The sequence below is a fragment of the Nitrospirota bacterium genome, from assembly GCA_016214845.1.
In the GTDB taxonomy this organism is placed as follows: Bacteria; Nitrospirota; Thermodesulfovibrionia; order UBA6902; family UBA6902; genus SURF-23.
In genome coordinates this window covers 1-17,266 of the sequence record JACRMS010000028.1, presented here as the reverse complement: position 1 = coordinate 17,266, position 17,266 = coordinate 1, and the positions used below count along the sequence as shown (strand labels likewise).

The 17,266-nt window shown below is 47.9% G+C and carries 17 protein-coding genes and 1 tRNA gene; 15 read left to right on the top strand and 3 right to left on the bottom strand.

All coding sequences use genetic code 11. From position 1 onward, the window contains the following. Positions 1-12: 12 nt before the first annotated feature. The 5 genes from nuoL (at position 13) to HZB61_09305 (ending at position 5,625) form a co-directional block, all read left to right on the top strand. Positions 13-1,935, top strand: a complete 1,923-nt coding sequence (gene nuoL, locus HZB61_09325) for an NADH-quinone oxidoreductase subunit L (GenBank protein ID MBI5056800.1) — start codon at positions 13-15, stop codon at positions 1,933-1,935. Between the two features lie 143 nt (positions 1,936-2,078). Beyond that, on the top strand, positions 2,079-3,623 hold the full coding sequence (locus HZB61_09320; GenBank protein ID MBI5056799.1) for an NADH-quinone oxidoreductase subunit M: 1,545 nt from the start codon (positions 2,079-2,081) through the stop codon (positions 3,621-3,623). Then, positions 3,623-5,068 carry an NADH-quinone oxidoreductase subunit N gene (locus HZB61_09315; protein MBI5056798.1) on the top strand — a complete coding sequence of 482 codons (1,446 nt, stop codon included), beginning with the start codon at positions 3,623-3,625 and terminating at the stop codon, positions 5,066-5,068. The genes HZB61_09320 and HZB61_09315 overlap by 1 nt, the downstream gene beginning before the upstream one ends. Positions 5,069-5,129: 61 nt before the next feature. Then, positions 5,130-5,459, top strand: a complete 330-nt coding sequence (locus tag HZB61_09310; protein MBI5056797.1) for a PilZ domain-containing protein — start codon at positions 5,130-5,132, stop codon at positions 5,457-5,459. Between the two features lie 81 nt (positions 5,460-5,540). After that, a tRNA-Leu gene (locus tag HZB61_09305) sits at positions 5,541-5,625 on the top strand. An 18-nt stretch (positions 5,626-5,643) separates the two neighbouring features. Here the strand turns inward: HZB61_09305 and HZB61_09300 are convergent. Next, the gene (locus tag HZB61_09300; protein MBI5056796.1) at positions 5,644-5,901 is read right to left on the bottom strand and encodes a hypothetical protein; all 258 of its coding nucleotides are present in this window, start codon (positions 5,899-5,901) and stop codon (positions 5,644-5,646) included. Positions 5,902-6,036: 135 nt separating this feature from the next. On the opposite strand from HZB61_09300, the gene HZB61_09295 reads away from it, so the two are divergent. The 9 genes from HZB61_09295 to HZB61_09255 all read left to right on the top strand — a co-directional run bounded on the left by HZB61_09295 (position 6,037) and on the right by HZB61_09255 (position 14,564). Further along, positions 6,037-6,525 (top strand): zinc ribbon domain-containing protein, encoded by a 489-nt coding sequence (locus HZB61_09295; protein MBI5056795.1) that lies wholly within the window; start codon positions 6,037-6,039, stop codon positions 6,523-6,525. 158 nt (positions 6,526-6,683) lie between these two features. Continuing rightward, positions 6,684-6,998, top strand: coding sequence for a PilZ domain-containing protein (locus HZB61_09290; GenBank protein ID MBI5056794.1), 315 nt, complete (start codon positions 6,684-6,686; stop codon positions 6,996-6,998). Between the two features lie 135 nt (positions 6,999-7,133). Next, positions 7,134-7,685, top strand: a complete 552-nt coding sequence (locus HZB61_09285; protein ID MBI5056793.1) for a nucleotidyltransferase family protein — start codon at positions 7,134-7,136, stop codon at positions 7,683-7,685. Then, entirely contained in the window at positions 7,669-7,896 is a 228-nt protein-coding gene (locus HZB61_09280) for a hypothetical protein (protein MBI5056792.1), read from the top strand. Before HZB61_09285 ends, HZB61_09280 begins: the two co-directional genes overlap by 17 nt. A 99-nt stretch (positions 7,897-7,995) precedes the next feature. Then, complete coding sequence (locus HZB61_09275; GenBank protein MBI5056791.1) at positions 7,996-8,406, top strand: winged helix-turn-helix transcriptional regulator; 411 nt, start codon at positions 7,996-7,998, stop codon at positions 8,404-8,406. A gap of 20 nt (positions 8,407-8,426) precedes the next feature. Continuing rightward, entirely contained in the window at positions 8,427-9,800 is a 1,374-nt protein-coding gene (locus HZB61_09270; protein ID MBI5056790.1) for a TolC family protein, read from the top strand. Between the two features lie 32 nt (positions 9,801-9,832). Then, the gene (locus HZB61_09265; GenBank protein MBI5056789.1) at positions 9,833-10,948 is read left to right on the top strand and encodes an efflux RND transporter periplasmic adaptor subunit; all 1,116 of its coding nucleotides are present in this window, start codon (positions 9,833-9,835) and stop codon (positions 10,946-10,948) included. Positions 10,949-11,067: 119 nt separating this feature from the next. Beyond that, entirely contained in the window at positions 11,068-14,292 is a 3,225-nt protein-coding gene (locus HZB61_09260) for an efflux RND transporter permease subunit (GenBank protein ID MBI5056788.1), read from the top strand. 50 nt (positions 14,293-14,342) lie between these two features. Then, a complete protein-coding gene (locus HZB61_09255; protein MBI5056787.1) occupies positions 14,343-14,564 on the top strand; it encodes a DUF2892 domain-containing protein in 222 nt (73 codons plus the stop codon). Here the strand turns inward: HZB61_09255 and HZB61_09250 are convergent, their stop codons facing one another. Further along, positions 14,565-15,395: a hypothetical protein gene (locus HZB61_09250; protein MBI5056786.1), complete on the bottom strand. Its 831-nt coding sequence runs from the start codon at positions 15,393-15,395 to the stop codon at positions 14,565-14,567. Further along, positions 15,392-16,465, bottom strand: coding sequence for an alanine dehydrogenase (gene ald / locus HZB61_09245; GenBank protein ID MBI5056785.1), 1,074 nt, complete (start codon positions 16,463-16,465; stop codon positions 15,392-15,394). Before ald ends, HZB61_09250 begins: the two co-directional genes overlap by 4 nt. A 438-nt stretch (positions 16,466-16,903) precedes the next feature. On the opposite strand from ald, the gene HZB61_09240 reads away from it, so the two are divergent. Beyond that, the coding region (locus tag HZB61_09240; GenBank protein MBI5056784.1) for a putative metal-binding motif-containing protein at positions 16,904-17,266 on the top strand (363 nt) is incomplete at its 3' end.

Genomic DNA, 17,266 nt, shown 5'->3' with positions numbered 1-17,266 from the left:
GCAAAGAGACATATGCTGAAATATATACTGATACCGTTACTGCCGTTGATCGCGTTCATTATCAATATCCTGTTTGGCAGAAACTTCATCAAAGACAAGGCGCACTGGATCGCGGTGCCGACTGTTGCGGCTTCCTTTATCCTCGCGCTCAGTGCCTTTATGGATGTGGCTTCCGGGAATGTTATCAATATAAATATTTACAACTGGATAGTATCAGGCACTTTCACTGTGACAATCGGCTTTCTCATCGATCAACTGACGGCGATAATGCTTATTGTCGTCACGTCGATCAGCACTTTGATCTTTATTTATTCCATCGGCTACATGCACGGCGACAAAGGATATTACCGTTTCTTCTCGTACTTGAGCCTGTTCGTCTTCTCCATGCTCATACTTGTTATGGCGAACAATTTCCTGCTCCTTTATTTCGGGTGGGAGGCGGTCGGACTGTGTTCGTATTTCCTGATAGGCTTCTGGTATGAGAAAAAGTCCGCTGCCAACGCGGGCAAAAAGGCGTTCATCGTAAACAGGTTCGGAGACTTCGGGTTCGGGCTTGGCGTGATACTCGTCTTCCTTACATACGGGAGCCTTGAGTACACACAGGTCTTCAGCGATGCGGGCAGCATTGCGGGGCAGACAATAAATATCTTCGGCAGCGACGTTGATCTTATAACATTAATATGCCTCCTGCTTTTCTGCGGCGCTGTCGGAAAATCCGCGCAGATGCCGCTTCACGTCTGGCTGCCTGACGCGATGGAAGGCCCCACGCCTGTCTCCGCGTTGATACACGCTGCGACAATGGTCACGGCGGGCGTATTTTTAGTGGCGCGCTGCAACCCGCTCTTCAGCCTTTCACACACGGCAATGAACACTGTGGCGATAGTAGGCGGTGTGACTTCAATATTCGCGGCCTCTATCGGCCTTGTGCAAAATGACATAAAGCGCGTCATCGCTTATTCAACGGTAAGCCAGTTAGGCTATATGTTCCTGGCCCTCGGCGTGGGCGCTTATTCCGCCGGGATATTTCATCTCTACACGCACGCGTATTTCAAGGCGCTTCTCTTCCTCGGTTCAGGAAGCGTCATTCACGCGCTTGGTAATGAACAGAACATGCAGAAGATGGGCGGGCTGAAAAAGTACATGCCAGTCACTTACGCCGTATTCGTTATAGCCACATTGAGCATCACGGGTATACCGGGATTGTCCGGATTTTTCAGTAAGGACGAGATCCTGTGGCGCGCCTATTCAAGCGGAGAGCTTGGAAAGGTCCTCTGGCTGTTAGGGACGATCGTGGCATTGATGACCGCCTTCTATTCATGGCGTCTGATATTTCTTACATTTCACGGAAAGTTCCGGGGCACGCATGAACAGGAGCACCACCTGCATGAATCACCAAAGGTGATAACTGTTCCTTTGATGTTCCTTGCTTTTGGGGCGGTATTCGCCGGGTATGCAGGCATCCCTCCGCTTATTTTGGAACACGGCGACAAGATCGGCGAGTTTCTTGGACCGGTGCTCGGGCATCCCCACGGCGAAGGCTCGCACCTTGAAGAGATCATGGTCATGATGACCTCTGTCCTGGTTGCGGCAGGGGGATGGTATGCCGCTTACATAATGTATGTGAAGAAACCGGACCTGCCGCTTGAAGCGGTCTCAAAATTTACGCCCTTATATAATCTGCTCTTCAATAAATATTACGTAGATGAAATATATGACAAGGCTTTTGTAAAGCCTACTCTTAAAATGTCGGACAAGGTTGTTTTAGGTTTCTTTGATGTAAAGATAATAGAGGGTATTGTCAACGGTGTGCCAAACCTTGTCGGCGCGTTCAGTAAAAAGTTCCGGGAGATACAGACAGGCATGCTGTCCAATTACGGGCTTGTGATGGCGCTTGGCGCGCTGTGCATAATCGGGTATGTGATTTTCTTGAAATGATAATTAACCACAGAGGACACAGAGAATGAAGAATAAATTTTATCCACAGATTTCACAGATAACACAGAGTAGAAGACAAACTTACTTTATTAAATCTGAGCCAATCTGCGAAATCTGCGGATGTGGTCTTTTGAGGTAATTGAATGGAAAATGTGATTCTTAATCAACTGAATTATCCGGTACTGAGTTACACGGTGTTCCTGCCTGTGTTAGGCGCACTGCTTCTGCTCTTTATGAGAAACACCGCCATGATAAGGTGGACCACACTCCTTGTGACAATGGCCACTTTTGTAATTTCACTGCCCCTTTTGACCAACTTTGACAAGACAACTTACAAGATGCAGTTTGTGGAGAGGCACCAGTGGATACCTTCGTGGAGCATAAATTATTTTATCGGCGTTGACGGTATCAGCGTCCTGTTCGTCTTTCTGACGACATTACTTAGTATCCTCTGCGTCCTTGTCTCGTGGAAGGCGATAGAGAACAAGGCAAAGGAATTTCACATAGCCATTCTCATTGTGGAAGCCGCGATGACAGGTGTGTTCGTCTCCCTGGATTTCTTTCTCTTCTACATCTTCTGGGAGGCGATGCTTATTCCCATGTTCCTTTTAATAGGCGTGTGGGGAGGGCCGAACAGGGTCTACGCTGCGATAAAGTTCTTTCTTTACACTCTCGTGGGAAGCGTGCTCATGCTGGTCGGTATCATAGTGCTGTATTTCGCGGGCGGAAATACGTTGGACATCTTAACGCTGGGCACAGTCCACTATCCCGTGAAGCTTCAGTTCTGGCTGTTCCTCGCGTTCTTTGCGGCTTTTGCCGTAAAGGTCCCGATGTTCCCTGTTCATACGTGGCTGCCTGACGCTCACACGGAAGCGCCGACTGCGGGCAGCGTTATTCTTGCCGGAGTTTTGATCAAGATGGGGGCTTATGGATTTTTAAGGTTCTCCATGCCGATGTTCCCTGACGCGGTAAGATTTTTTATGACGCCGATGCTTATATTGTCCGTTACCGGAATTGTGTACGGCGCGCTGGTCTGCCTCGCACAGAAAGACCTGAAACGCCTTATCGCGTATTCCAGTGTCAGCCATATGGGTTATGTTACGCTCGGTATATTCGCCCTGAATTCACAGGGGATGGAAGGCGGGATACTGCAGATGCTCAACCACGGCATCATCACAGGCGCGCTGTTTTTAATGATAGGAATTATTTATGAGAGAACCCACACGAGGGTGATCGCTGATTACGGCGGGTTCGCCACTCTAGTCCCGTGGTACGCGGGCCTCTTCATAATTCTTACCTTTGCTTCAATAGGGCTGCCGGGCACGAACGGGTTCATCGGCGAGTTCCTGATCCTGTTCGGGGCGTTCAAGGCGCAGAAATTATTCGGCGTGCTCGCGGCAACAGGCGTTATCTTGGGCGCGGGCTACATGTTGTGGCTTTATCAAAGGGTCTTCTTTGAAACCCCGAACCCCAACTGGGGACCGGGCCATCATCCTCTGTGGGATTTAGACCTGAGGGAAGTGATTACACTGGCCCCTTTGTTCGCGCTTATCTTCGTGATCGGATTTTATCCGGAGGTGTTTCTGAGCTATATGCACCCTACAGTGGAGAATTTACTTAAACATATAAACACGCACGCTTTTGCAGGCGAAGGCCTGATAGCAAAACATCTTATGGAGATTTTCTGATGGACATGGCGAACTACTTGTTTGAAATGACTATGATCATGCCTGAGCTTACGCTCGTATGCGTGGCGTTGATACTGCTTTTATTAGACCTTGTTGTCAAGAAAAAGGAAGTCATTGCGGTTGTCGGCATTGCCGGGACGCTTGTTGCTTTATATGCCACATATAAACTGTATGTTTTTAACCAGCCCCAAAACGTATTTGCCGGCATGTTCGTGCTGGACGGATACTCCAATTTCTTCAAGCTGATTTTCTATATCAACATCATCCTGACGATCTGTATCTCGCTTAAATACATGACAATAGAAAAGTCGTCCTTCGGAGAATATTACGCCTTGATCCTTTTTGCCACTACCGGCATGATGTTCATGGCCTCAGCCGCTGATCTGATAATCCTCTACCTCGGACTCGAACTGATGGCGCTTTCCACTTACATCCTGGCAGGCCTTATCAGGAAGCAGCCCCGCTCAAATGAGGCGGCCCTTAAATATTTCTTTTTAGGCGCTTTTTCCTCTGCGTTTTTGCTTTACGGCATTTCACTCACCTACGGAATGACAGGGACTACCAATATAAAAGAGATAGCGGTTGCGCTTCAGTCATTGAACATCGTTGACAACCCGATCGTGTTTCTTGGGATGATATTCATGATAGTGGCCTTCGGGTTCAAGATCGCCCTGGCCCCTTTTCACATGTGGGCGCCCGACGTATATGAAGGCGCTCCGACCTCGATAACCGCTTTTATGTCCGTGGGGCCCAAGGCCGCGGGATTTGCGGTAATGGGCAGGGTGTTGTTTGAGTCCTTTGGCGCAATGCAGCTCCAGTGGAACAGCGTACTGATACCTGTCGCCGTTATTACAATAGCTGTCGGAAGCATAATCGCACTTGCGCAGACGAACATTAAAAGGATGCTTGCCTACAGCTCCATCGCGCACGCCGGATACATGCTCCTCGGCATAATCGCGGGCACAACCGACGGGCTTACGAGTACAGTTAATTACCTGATGATATATATGTTCATGAATGTAGGCGCCTTTGCCGTGGTGATCTCGTTGAGGCGTGAGGGCTTTCAGGGCGAAAACCTTGAGGACTACATGGGGCTTGCCAGGAAGCATCCCGTAACATCCGCATTGATGCTCGTATTTATGTTTTCCCTCACCGGCATTCCTCCGACCGCCGGGTTTATCGGGAAATTCTACGTCATCATGGAGGCGGTCAATTCAGGGCATACGTATCTTGCCATAATAGCGGTCATATTCAGCGTCATTTCCGCATTCTTCTATTTAAGGATTGTCATGTACATGTACATGAAAGACCCGAAAGAGGAAGTGGTCCTCACCTCATCTTCTTCATTGAATTTCGCTCTTGCGGTCACAACCGCCATGGTCATAATCCTCGGTGTTTTCCCGTCTTTTCTGCTTAACCTTGTGAGGTCTTCAATCGCAGGCTGACAGCCTGCTCCGGTCTAAGAATTGTCTTGACTAATGTGTCCTGTTTCCAGTATCTTTGACTATGGTTAATAACGATAAAAGAAAAGCTGTAAGGGTGCCGAAGCGCCTGGAAGTGAAGTTCCATTCGACCGCTGAAAATACTGCTATCACAAATGACCTGTCCGAGAACGGATTGTTCATCACAACTAGTAAGGGTATTGACGCCGGAAGCCCCATAGACATAAAACTGCATCTTCCGAACTCCGACGCGCTGTTCATTAAAGGCAGGGTTGTAAGGAATTTAAAGGCCATGCAGGGAGTTAACAACGGGGCCCAGATCGGCATGGGAATTGAGCTGATCAATCCCCCTGTGGATTTCATAAACTATATCCAGTCTCTCCTTCATTCTTAAGCGGCTTGTAAGTGAAAGCGCAAGGGTTGTATTGAAACCGCCTTCTGTTTTATAATTACAGTCGCAAATAATCTCAGATATGCCGAAGTGGTGGAATTGGTAGACACGCACGTTTGAGGGGCGTGTGGAGCAATCCATGCGGGTTCGAGTCCCGCCTTCGGCACCATCTTTCCCATCAACTTTTCTAAGCCGGAGTGTAACGTAATGTCCCCAGGCATTTTGCGTATACTGAACCCTTGGTCGATCCTTCCAATGGCGCCTGACACAGGTCCCCGCAATTCAGCGGCGGACTGCCGTAAGCATTGCCGCATTTTGTGCACTTTAATAAGGAATGGATCAAATGCAGTGTCCCTCCGCAGTCTTTCCTCGTGCACGTCATTCCGACGAAGTTATGTACACTCTCCTCGAAGACATCACCGCAAGTATCACACTTTACTCTCATAATCGTCCTCCTCTTTAACTATGCAAAAATGCTATCACGGAATATACGCGGCGTCAATTAATAAATCCCTTTGCCAGTCTTCCTGAAAATTGCTAAAATACTTGCATTCTAAGTTATTACGCGAGGTGAGACGCTATGCCCATTTATGAATTTTACTGCGAAAGGTGCAACACGATCTACAACTTCTTTTCCCGAAGCGTCAACACAGAGAAGGTCCCTGACTGTCCGCATTGCAAGGAAGTGAAGCTGAAACGCAAGATGTCCATATTCTCCCCGGTCTCAGGCGGGAAGGGCGAAGGGGAAGCTGCCGGTGGCATGCCTCAAATAGATGAAGCAAAGATGGAAAAGGCGATGTCCATGCTTGCCGGCGAGGCAGGCAAGATCAACGAAGACGATCCCCGGCAGGCAGCCAGGCTGATGAAAAAACTTTCTGAGGCCACAGGCATTAATCTGGGGCAGGGAATGGAAGAAGCCCTGCGCCGTATGGAACAGGGGGAAGATCCCGAAAAGATCGAGGCGGAGATGGGCGATATCCTGGAAAAAGAGGAACCGTTTATTGAGGGAGAGAAAAAGGTAAGCAGAAGGCAAGTTCCAAAAGTGGATGAGACAATTTATGAATTGTGAGAGTAAGTAATTTTGCCACGAATATGCACGAATGAACACAAATAAATTAATCCGGTCAAGTTTTTACAATTCGAGGCAACTCGAGTCAATTCGTGGCTGATAACTTTTCTTGGGATAAAGGCAACAAATTAATTACTATTTGCTATAATCAACTTGAAATGGAAAAAAGAATTTTTAAAAGGATAGTTGCCGGGTATAAAGCTGAAATAATATATGAAGGCAAAAGCTATGACGGGGTAATAGACGATCTTTCCGAAAGCGGCGTAGGGATTATAATTTCCCCGTCGGAAACGGAGATAGCTATTCCACCCGGCGCAGAACTTGAATTGACATTCCAGCCTGTTTCAGGGGAGACCCTGAACCTGCAATGCAAAGTTAAATGGCTGAGGAAAGCCCCTCCGCATAACCTGGCGGTTAAAATGGGACTGGAGATCATAAACCCGCCCTGGGACAAGTGCGATTACTTTCTGTAGTCTTACGTCACAGTAAAAACTTCTCGTTAAGCCTCTAAATTCATATATGTCCGAAATCTCATCCGTAAAAATCACTCCTGCAAAAAAACATCTTTACTTTCACCTCTGCGCTTTGTAATAATTTCTCCATAACACATGGACTTTAAACTTGTTCTTGATAAACTTCTTACGTTATTCAGGGAGCAGAATATTCAGTATGCACTAATGGGTGGATTTGCTCTTGCGGCATGGGGAGTACCGAGAGGTACTGTGGATATGGATTTTCTCGTACAGCGTGACGACATGGAGAAGATTGACGGCATCATGAAAGGACTCGGATATGAATGCAGATACAAAAGCGAGAACGTTTCGCAATATCTTTCACCTGTAAAGGTATTCGGAGAAGTGGATTTTCTCCATGCATTCAGGTCGCCCTCATTAAAGATGCTTCAAAGGGCGGAAGAGAAAAAATATTTCGGCGAAACCCTGTCTGTAAGAGTGTTGAAAGTCGAAGACCTGATAGGCTTCAAGGTGCAGGCCATTGCCAACAACAAGGACAGAACAGCTTCCGATATGGCTGACATAGAAGCTCTTCTTGTCTTTAATAAAACAAGCATTGACTGGTCCCTTCTTGAGGAATACTTTTCACTTTTCGGACTAAGTGACCAGTTAAGAGAACTGAGGATGAAATATGGCGCTGATCAGTGAGTCTGAAAAATACGAAATGCTGCGTCTGGCAGGTTCATCGTCCCTCAGGGAAGACATGCAATACCTGTCATCTCACCGGCACAACCCGGTGCTAATTGACGGAAGAGTTGATATGGACCGGTTGATTGAATTCCTTAACGGCTTCAACGAATTCATCAACCACGAGCCGAAGCCTTTCAAGCCGATGATTGATAAGAATATGAAGTTGTAAAAGCAGCTTTGTCATTCCGGATTCAGGAATCACACCTCATCTTTTCTCCCCAGCCTATTTTTTCTTGACAAACATATAAACACATGTTAATATGTTGATATGAAAAACACGATTGAGGTTTTTAAGCTTCTCACCGATGAGCTGCGGGTACGCATACTGATGCTTCTTGACAGGAAGGAGTTGAGCGTGTGCCAGCTCATGGGGATCATCGGGGCGTCGCAGCCGCTTGTTTCGAGGAACCTCTCATTGTTGTATAAAGGCGGCTTTCTTGATGAGAGAAGGGACGGCAAGCTCAGGTTCTACAGTATCAGGAGCGACATCGCGGAAGATAAAGTTGCCGTGCTTGTTTTGTTGCGTACTCTTCTGAAATCTGATACAAGATTTAAAGAGGACCTGCAAACGCTTGCCGAATGCACCGCGTTTCAGAAGAAGGCAGGCAGGTGCGACATGAGGACCCTGACTGAATTCATGAAATTAAAGGAACGAAAGATGAAGGGAGATAGAAAATGAGAAGTGGGGAAGTTAAGAAAATGAGAGAAAAAACCTTACATTACTTTTCACAATTTCATAACTTCATAACATCTCAACTTCTTATTTTTGCAATCTGTGTAATCTGTGGCGTAAATGCGTCAGCCGCTGAAACACTGACACTCAGGGAAGCCATAAGCGCTGCTCTTGAAAACAACCCGCAATTAAAGGCCTTCAACTGGACTGTCCAGTCTCAGAAGGAAGATTCAAATATGGCAAAGAGCCACCTTTATCCAAAGCTAAGCATTGAGGAGAAGTTTACACGGACGGACAACCCGACCTATGGTTTTATGGCGAAGCTCAACCAGGAGCGTTTTACCCAGCAGGACTTTGCCATAGACTCGCTTAACCATCCTGATGACATATCCGACTTTCAGACCTCATTCAGCTTCGAGCAGCCGGTATTCGTTCCAAGGATCTTCTATGGGATCAACCTTTCGGAAAGAGAACTGGACGCTAAGAAGACCGAGTTTGAAAGGGCGAAAAGTGAAGTGGCGCGTAATGTTGTAAGGAGCGCGCTTATGATCCAGACGGCAAAGGAATATTTAAGGATATCGCAATCGGCGTTGAATGACGCGCAGGAACACAAGCGCCTTGCTTCTCTGAGATACGACACAGGACTCGGCCTGTATTCAGACGTGCTTAGGGCGGATGCAGGAATAAAGAACGCCGAAGTTATGATGGCAAAGGCGGAGGGGAATCTTGAAATTGCAATGAGGACGCTCGGATTAGTTACCGGCAGCGCCGGTCCGGTTGATATTGTTGATGAGAAACCATCTTTGGTCTTGGATGACCTGACTGTTTATCTTGAAGCCGCAAATCAGAGGGAAGACCTGAAGGCCGTTAATCTGAGATACGAGAACACCATGAAAAATGTAGAAATGGAAAAAGCGATCTTCCTCCCCGAGATCGGCATCGGAGGCAGTTACCTGCTGAATGACCATAAAAGCCCTTTCGCCTCCGAAGGAGAGAGCTATGTATTCACGGCGTTTCTCAGATGGAACCTCTTTGACGCCTCTTTGTATCACAAGGTCAAAAAGGCGGAGGCTGATGCAAATGAGATGAAGCAGCGCGCTTCAGGATTGGGACAGGAGATACAGTTCAGGGTCAATGAGGCTTACATAAGGATCAGGGAGAAGGGTAAGACGCTCTCTCTTTCAAAGGCCGCGCTCGAAGACGCAGCGGAGGCCCTCAGGCTTGTAAGGACAAGGTATGAGAACGGGCTTGCTCCCGTGGTTGATTTGCTCGATACTCAGGTCATGCTCGACAACGCAAGGGCAAAAAACCTGGAAGCTGAAAATGAGTACGTTAATTCAATAGTGGACCTGTATTACCAGAGCGGGATGCTGTTAAAGGGATTAGGGGTTGGGGATTAGGGGTTGGAATAAAGATGAAGAGGAGGTTGTTGATGAAGAAGTTCATTGTTATTGCCGGGATCATAATCATAAATGCATTCATAATTTCCTGTGGTGAAAAAATAAAGCCGGGCGAGAATGAAGTAAAAAGACCTCTTGTCAAGGAAGTCGGCATTGAGGAAGTGAGATTGTCCGAGAGAAATGACTATTACGAAACGTCCGGGACGCTCAGGTCAAGGAATACCGCGCTCGTTTCGGCGCAGATCATGGGCGAGGTAAAAGAGATAAAGGTGAAGCCAGGGGACAGGGTGAAAAAAGATGATGTCCTTCTTGTCATAAAAGCCCCTGATATCAGCGCCAGGGTCCAGGCGGCGCAAGAGGCGTTTGAGGAAGCACAAAGAGGCCTCAGCATGGCGGGCGAGAACAAAAACCTGATGGAGAAAACCTTTGAGCGTTACAAAAAACTTTTTGATGAAAAGGCCATCTCCGGGCAGGAGTTCGACGAGATAAAGACAAAGAAAGATATTGCGGCGCTTGAGTATGAAAGGGCGCAGAAAGGGTTGAAACGCGCGGAGGCGGGGCTGAACGAGGCAGAGGCGTTTAAGGGTTACGCCGTTATCAGGTCCCCGCTTAACGGAATTGTTTCTGAGAAGAAGATCGATACCGGCAGCATGACCGCCCCGGGCGCTCCATTATTTATTATTGAAGAGCCCGTGTACAGGGTTGAAGTCCCTGTTGATGAGGGCCTGCTGTCTTTCATAAATACAGGCACGCCTGTCGATATCGTAATTGACGCTATCGGTGTACAAACAAGCGGCAGGGTAGGCGAGGTGGTCCGGCAGATCGATCCGCTTACGCGGACCTTTACTGTCAAGATTGATATCAGTGAAAGTGCAAAACCATTGCAGGGCGGTTTCTACGCAAGGGCGAAGTTCACGATCGGGAAAAAGTCCGGGTTGTTCATTCCTGAAGGCGCGATTGTATCAAGAGGTGAATTGAAGGCAGTCTACGCGGTAGATCAGGACGGCATTATTACATTCAGGCTTGTAAAGACAGGAAAGAGCGCAGACGGAATAACAGAGATACTTTCGGGACTCAATGCCGGTGATAGGATAATCGTGAAAGGGGTTGAGAAGGCGGTTGACGGGGGAAAGGTTGCAGGCAACTAAAATTTCATCCGCAGATTACGCAGATTTACACAGATGTTAAGTAGCAGTATTTTTTATTAAACTGCGCAATCTGTGAAATCTGTGGATTGGTCTTAATAAAAACTAATGAAGGTTACTAAATGGAACGGACAGGAATAGCGGGACGGATAGCAAAGACATTTTTACAGTCAAAGCTGACGCCTTTGATAATCATCACTGCGCTGCTGCTTGGGATATTCGCGGTCGTCATTACGCCGAGGGAAGAAGAGCCGCAGATCATTGTTCCCATGGTGGATGTGTTTGTTCAGTATCCGGGCGCTTCTTCACAAGAAGTAAATGACCAGGTGGCAAAGCCGATGGAAAAGCTCCTCTGGGAGATAAAGGGCGTCGAGTATATTTATTCAATATCAAAGCCGGGCACGGCTGTTTCCATAGTGAGATTTTATGTCGGCGAGGACATGGAGAAGAGCCTTGTAAAGCTCTACAACCAGTTGATGTCCAATTATGACAGGATACCCCCAGGTGTTTCACAGCCTCTTGTTAAGCCCAGGTCCATTGATGATGTGCCTATCCTGACGCTTACACTCTGGAGTGAACGCTACGACGGTTATCAATTACGAAAAGTCGCCAATGAACTTGCGGACCAATTAAAAAAGGACGCGGAGGTCTCCGAGGTAAAGGTCATCGGGGGGCAGAAAAGACAGTTGAGGGTAATACCCGACACGTCGCGCTTAAAGGCATACAATGTTTCTTCATTAAAGATACTGCAAATGCTTCAGGGTGCGAATGCCTCGCTCAGTTCCGGGAAGTTCCAGAATAAAAATGAAGAGGTTGTTATAGAAGCAGGCGGTCTGCTTCAGACTGCGGAAGATGTGGGCAATGTTGTGGTTGGAGTTTATAGCGGAAGGCCCGTGTATCTGAAGAACGTTGCGGAGATAAAAGACGGGCCTGAGGAACCGGCGAATTATGTACTTATGGGTTTTGGTCAGGCTGCGGATAATGCAGGGGCGGGTTTGAAACCCGCCCTTACGGGACAATACGATGCCGTTACCATTTCAGTCGCCAAGAAGAAGGGCACGAATGCAACACACATATCTGAGAGACTGCTTGAAAAGACAGAGGCGCTGAAGGGTGTCATAATTCCCGGCGGAATAGAAGTGACGACCACGAGAAATTACGGGGACACGGCAAAGGACAAATCCGATGAGCTCCTTGAGCACATGCTTATCGCCGCAATTTCCGTTACTATCCTGATCGCTATCGCATTGGGTCTGCGTGAATCAGCTATCGTAGCCGTGGCTGTGCCTGTTACACTCGCGCTGACAATCCTTGTTAACTACATGTACGGATACACGCTTAACAGGGTGACGCTCTTCGCGCTCATCTTCTCCATTGGTATTTTAGTTGATGACGCGATAGTCGTTGTGGAAAACATCCACAGGCATTTCAGGCTGAAAGGCGTCTCTCCCGAAACAGCGGTGCAGGCAGTTGATGAAGTTGGGAACCCGACAATACTTGCGACCTTCACGGTCATCGCCGCGCTTTTGCCTATGGCGTTTGTGTCCGGATTAATGGGGCCGTACATGCGTCCGATCCCCATCGGCGCGTCCGCCGCGATGCTGATTTCCCTTTTGATTGCGTTCATCATCAGCCCGTGGCTGAGTTTTATCGTATTAAAGAAAACAAAACAGGGCTCTGACGCGGACGAAAAAGAGCACAAAATATTTGCAATGCTTAATCATCTTTATGAAAAAAACCTGCGTGGGCTTCTCGAAAGCAATACCAAAAAGGTCATCGCCTTCATTGTGGTATTTCTTCTCTTCGGCGGCGCAATAATGTTAGTGCCGTTGAAACTGGTCACGGTCAAGATGCTGCCCTTTGATAACAAGAGCGAGCTTCAGGTGATCATTGACATGCAGGAAGGCACCACACTTGAACAGACCGCGCTTGTATCAAGAGAGGTCGGAGAATACCTGAAAAAAGTCCCTGAGGTCACAAATTATCAGACCTACATCGGGACGTCTGCGCCGTTTAATTTCAACGGCCTTGTGCGGCACTATTTTCTCCGCTCCGGCAGCAACGTCGCGGACATACAGGTAAACTTTGTCGCCAAAGGTAAAAGAAAATCGCAGAGCCATGACATCGCAAAAAGGCTGCGGCCCGAGATACAGAAGATCGGCGTTAGGTACAACGCCAATATAAAAGTGGAAGAAGTCCCGCCCGGCCCGCCGGTATTGAGCACGCTGGTTGCCGAGGTCTACGGACCGGATTATAAAAGGCAGGTCGAAATTGCCAAAGAGATAAAAAATGTCTTTGAGAAAACAGACGGTGTAGTGGACGTAGACTGGTATGTTGAGGATGACCAGAGGAAAGACACGTTCATTGTTGACAAGGAGAAGGCCGCCTACCACGGCATTAGCACAGACGCTGTTGCCCAAACACTCAGGATGTCGCTTTCCGGAATGTCCGCCGGGCTGCTGCACATTGAAAATGCAAAGGAGCCGGTTGAGATATTTATCAGGACGCCTTTAGCCGAACGGTCGAGCATTGAGGACCTAAAGGGGACAACGCTTTTGTCGTCATCAGGAGCGCCTGTCGCCCTTTCCGAACTTGTTAGGGTCCAGCAGGGCATCGAGGACAAAACCATATACAGGAAGAATCTGAAGCAGGTCGTTTACGTGACAGGCGAGGTTGCGGGCACAGCGGAAAGCCCGGTGTACGCAATCATGAAGATGAAGCAGGAGGTGCAGAAAATTAAACTCCCTGAAGGCTATGAATTAAAGCAGCACAGCACAACGCAGCCGGAGCTTGAAGATAAATACTCGATGAAATGGGACGGCGAATGGCATATCACATATGAAGTCTTCAGGGACCTGGGGATTGCCTTTGCAGCTGTGATGGTCCTTATTTACGTAATGGTGGTCGGCTGGTTCAGGTCTTTTATTACGCCGCTTGTGATCATGGCGCCGATCCCTCTTTCCCTGGTCGGCATTCTGCCGGGCCATGCGCTTATGGGCGCGTTTTTCACCGCTACGTCTATGATAGGGTTTATCGCGGGGGCCGGAATAGTCGTGAGGAATTCCATCATACTGGTGGATTTCATCGAGCTGAAACTCGGTGAGGGAATGCCTCTTGAGGAAGCGGTGGTGCAGGCGGGAATAATAAGGTTCAGGCCGATGCTTCTTACAGCAGCAGCCGTAGTCGTGGGATCGTCGGTCATACTCTTTGACCCCATCTTTCAGGGAATGGCAATCGCCCTGATGGCCGGTGAAGTGGCGTCAACTCTGCTTTCAAGGACACTTGTGCCTGTGCTGTACTATGAATACAAAAAAAGGGTTCGGGGCGGGGTAAACCCGTCCTTTTAAATTGTAGGGCGAGGCGCTGCCTCGCCTTTGAAAAAATGGAGGCGTAAACAATGTATATCGCAAGAACAGACAAATGGTATCTGGAAAGATTGATCTGGCTGCTGGCGGGAATATTCTCCCTCACCGGGACGATACTCGCCGCTGTTGTCAGCAAGTGGTGGCTGATACTGACAGGGCTTGTGGGAGTGAACCTGCTGATATTCGCGTTCACGGGATTTTGTTTGATGGCCAATATACTCTATAAATTCGGAGCGCGGTCAGAGATAGAGTGATCAAAACGCATACGTCAGGTTGGCGACGCCGACTATGATCTGTGTTTTGCTGTCGGGCAGAACCTCCCCGTGTTTTACAACTCCATCCAGTTTGATGAGTGTGTAACTGCCGCCGAAATAAAAATTTACATTCCGCGTAATTTCATTGGCCAACCCTGCGCCGAGGTCAAGGCAGGTCCCGTTTGTATCGAATTTGATCTCAGAGGAGTTTTTCTTTTTTACTGTGCCCTTCGGGTAGTAAGCATAAGCCGCCCTACCGTCAAGAGCCCAATCGCCGAATTTATATCCCATGCCGAAGCCACCGCCTGTGCGCCAGAGGCTGATGTCCTGAGAAGTTGTGCCGGGTTTTTCAATGTCCTGTTCAACGACGCTGCTTCTTTTAAGCCGCATCCCGTCCCATCCGCCTGAGACATACATCCTGTAATAAAGGTTTCCCACACCATTTTTATAACCAAACCGTATGTCATAAAACTGTCCGAAGATATTTAAATCGTTTGTTTGAAATTTCGCCCCGTTTTCTTTATGTGTTTCATCATCAGTAAGCCCAATCGCCCAGTCGGTAGTAAGACCGGTAAAAAAGTTTGCCTGTTTCGAAAAAGAATATTCTCCTGATACTCCGAAGAGGATTGTACTAAGCGTTGATGTGGATTCATGGTCAGCGCCAGGGGAGGAAGTTTCTTCCTCGTATTTGATCGCGCCGTATCCGGCGTGGGTCCCGATCCCGGTGCCGGCGTTGGCAACATTACAAAAAAGGATTATTGAGAAAATTATTAGCGGTCCCCAAAAGAGATTGTTTCGCTTTGCCAGCAATGACGGGAAGATGTTTTTCATATTGACCCGGCAACTGCCTTATTCATGATATTGCCGTTATAAGTATTCAGTGCGCTTCTTAAGGGATGCTCTTCTTTTGCAGAAGCTTCAACGCCGTCCTTTGCGAGGAGTTTAATGTACTCAATCGTCTTACTTGTGAGCGCCAGGGTGGATGTCCTCGGATATGCTCCAGGCATGTTTGCGACAGTGTAGTGAATGACACCGTCAACCGAATATATGGGGTTGTTGTGCGTTGTCGGCCTTGTTGTCTCTACGCATCCGCCCTGATCGACCGAGACGTCAACAATGACCGCGCCTTTTTTCATCCTTGCAACAAGTTCTCTTGAGACGAGTTTCGGCGTCTTTGCCCCTGTGACGTAGACAGCCCCGATAAGCACATCAGCCTTGACCGCCTCCGCCTCGATATTGTCACTTGTTGACATCAGAGTTTTTACATTGCCGGAATACATTTCGTCTATCTGGCGCAGTTTGTCAGCGCCCTTATTTATTACGGTTACATTGGCCCCCATGCCGTAAGCAACCTTCAATGCGCTCACCCCGACAACCCCTGCGCCAAGAATAAGGACATTTGCGGCAGGGACACCTTCCACACCCGTAAAAAGCAGACCTTCGCCGCCGTGAATTTTTTGAAGGTAGTATGCGGCGATAACAGGAGCCATCTTTCCGGCGATCTCGCTCATCGGCCTGAGAAGGGGCAGGGCGCTGTTTGCCTCGAGCGTTTCATAAGCAAAGGCGGCAATCTTCTTTTTCATCAGGACACTCACAAGCCCCGGGTTAGAGGCAAGATGGAGGTATGTGAATAAGGCCTGTCCTTCTCGGAGCAGATTGTATTCGGAAGGCAGAGGTTCTTTAACTTTTACAATCAGATCGGAATCAGGGAATATTATATCTCTTTCGAAAACTTGCGCGCCAGCCCGCAGGTAATCCTCGTCGGCAAAACCGCTTCCAGCGCCCGCTGATGTTTCAACTATGATTTTGTGACCGGCTTCGGCAAGTTCACCGGCCCCGGACGGAGTAATTGCGACCCTGTACTCATGTTCTTTTATTTCTTTTGGTACGCCGATGATCATGGGCAATATATTAACCAAAATTTATACATTCTTCCATTCACACATCAAAATCCATTAATAATTTTTAATAGCATATAACTGCATATTGACAAATCAGGAGAATGAGCTAAAGTTGTTAACAGTGAAAACCTGCGCTTCGATAAGGAAGGGAATGAGGATGACTGTGTGCGAATCAATTATTTTTGAATTTCATTTTATGCCAACCTGGCACTTTTCTTGTCACTATGGCATATCGTTTTCTCTTTCTAAAACAGTAACTCTATAATTCTAAGTAAATTTTTATTCGGCACAATAATTGCATATTTGCTCAAACAGGCAAGTATGCGGGAGATCTTGTAAAAAATGGGACCCTTTTTTTCTTTAACGCGGGGGACCAATCAGATCTCAAGACAAAAGTTTTATAAAAATTAAATATCTTAAAAAAAGAGGGAGGGTATTATGTTGAAGCATCGTTTTTTTCTTGTGGTCTTGTTTTTCTTGTTTGTACTCAGCCTCGCTGCCGCGCCAGTTTACGCGGCCTGTACTGATGTGGACGGAGACGGTTACGGCAGCCCTGGAGACGCATCATGTCCAAAAGGTGCTATAACGGACTGTAACGACAACGACAACAAAGTCTATCCCGGAGCGCCGAAGATATGCGACGGCAAGGACAACAACTGCGACGGCAGGCTGGACTTCAGCACTGACAAGGACGCGGACCATGACGGAGTATTATGGTGTGCTGGAGACTGCGATGACAACAACGCGGCGCGTTTCCCCGGCAATCCCGAAGTATGTGACGGCATAGACAATGACTGCACA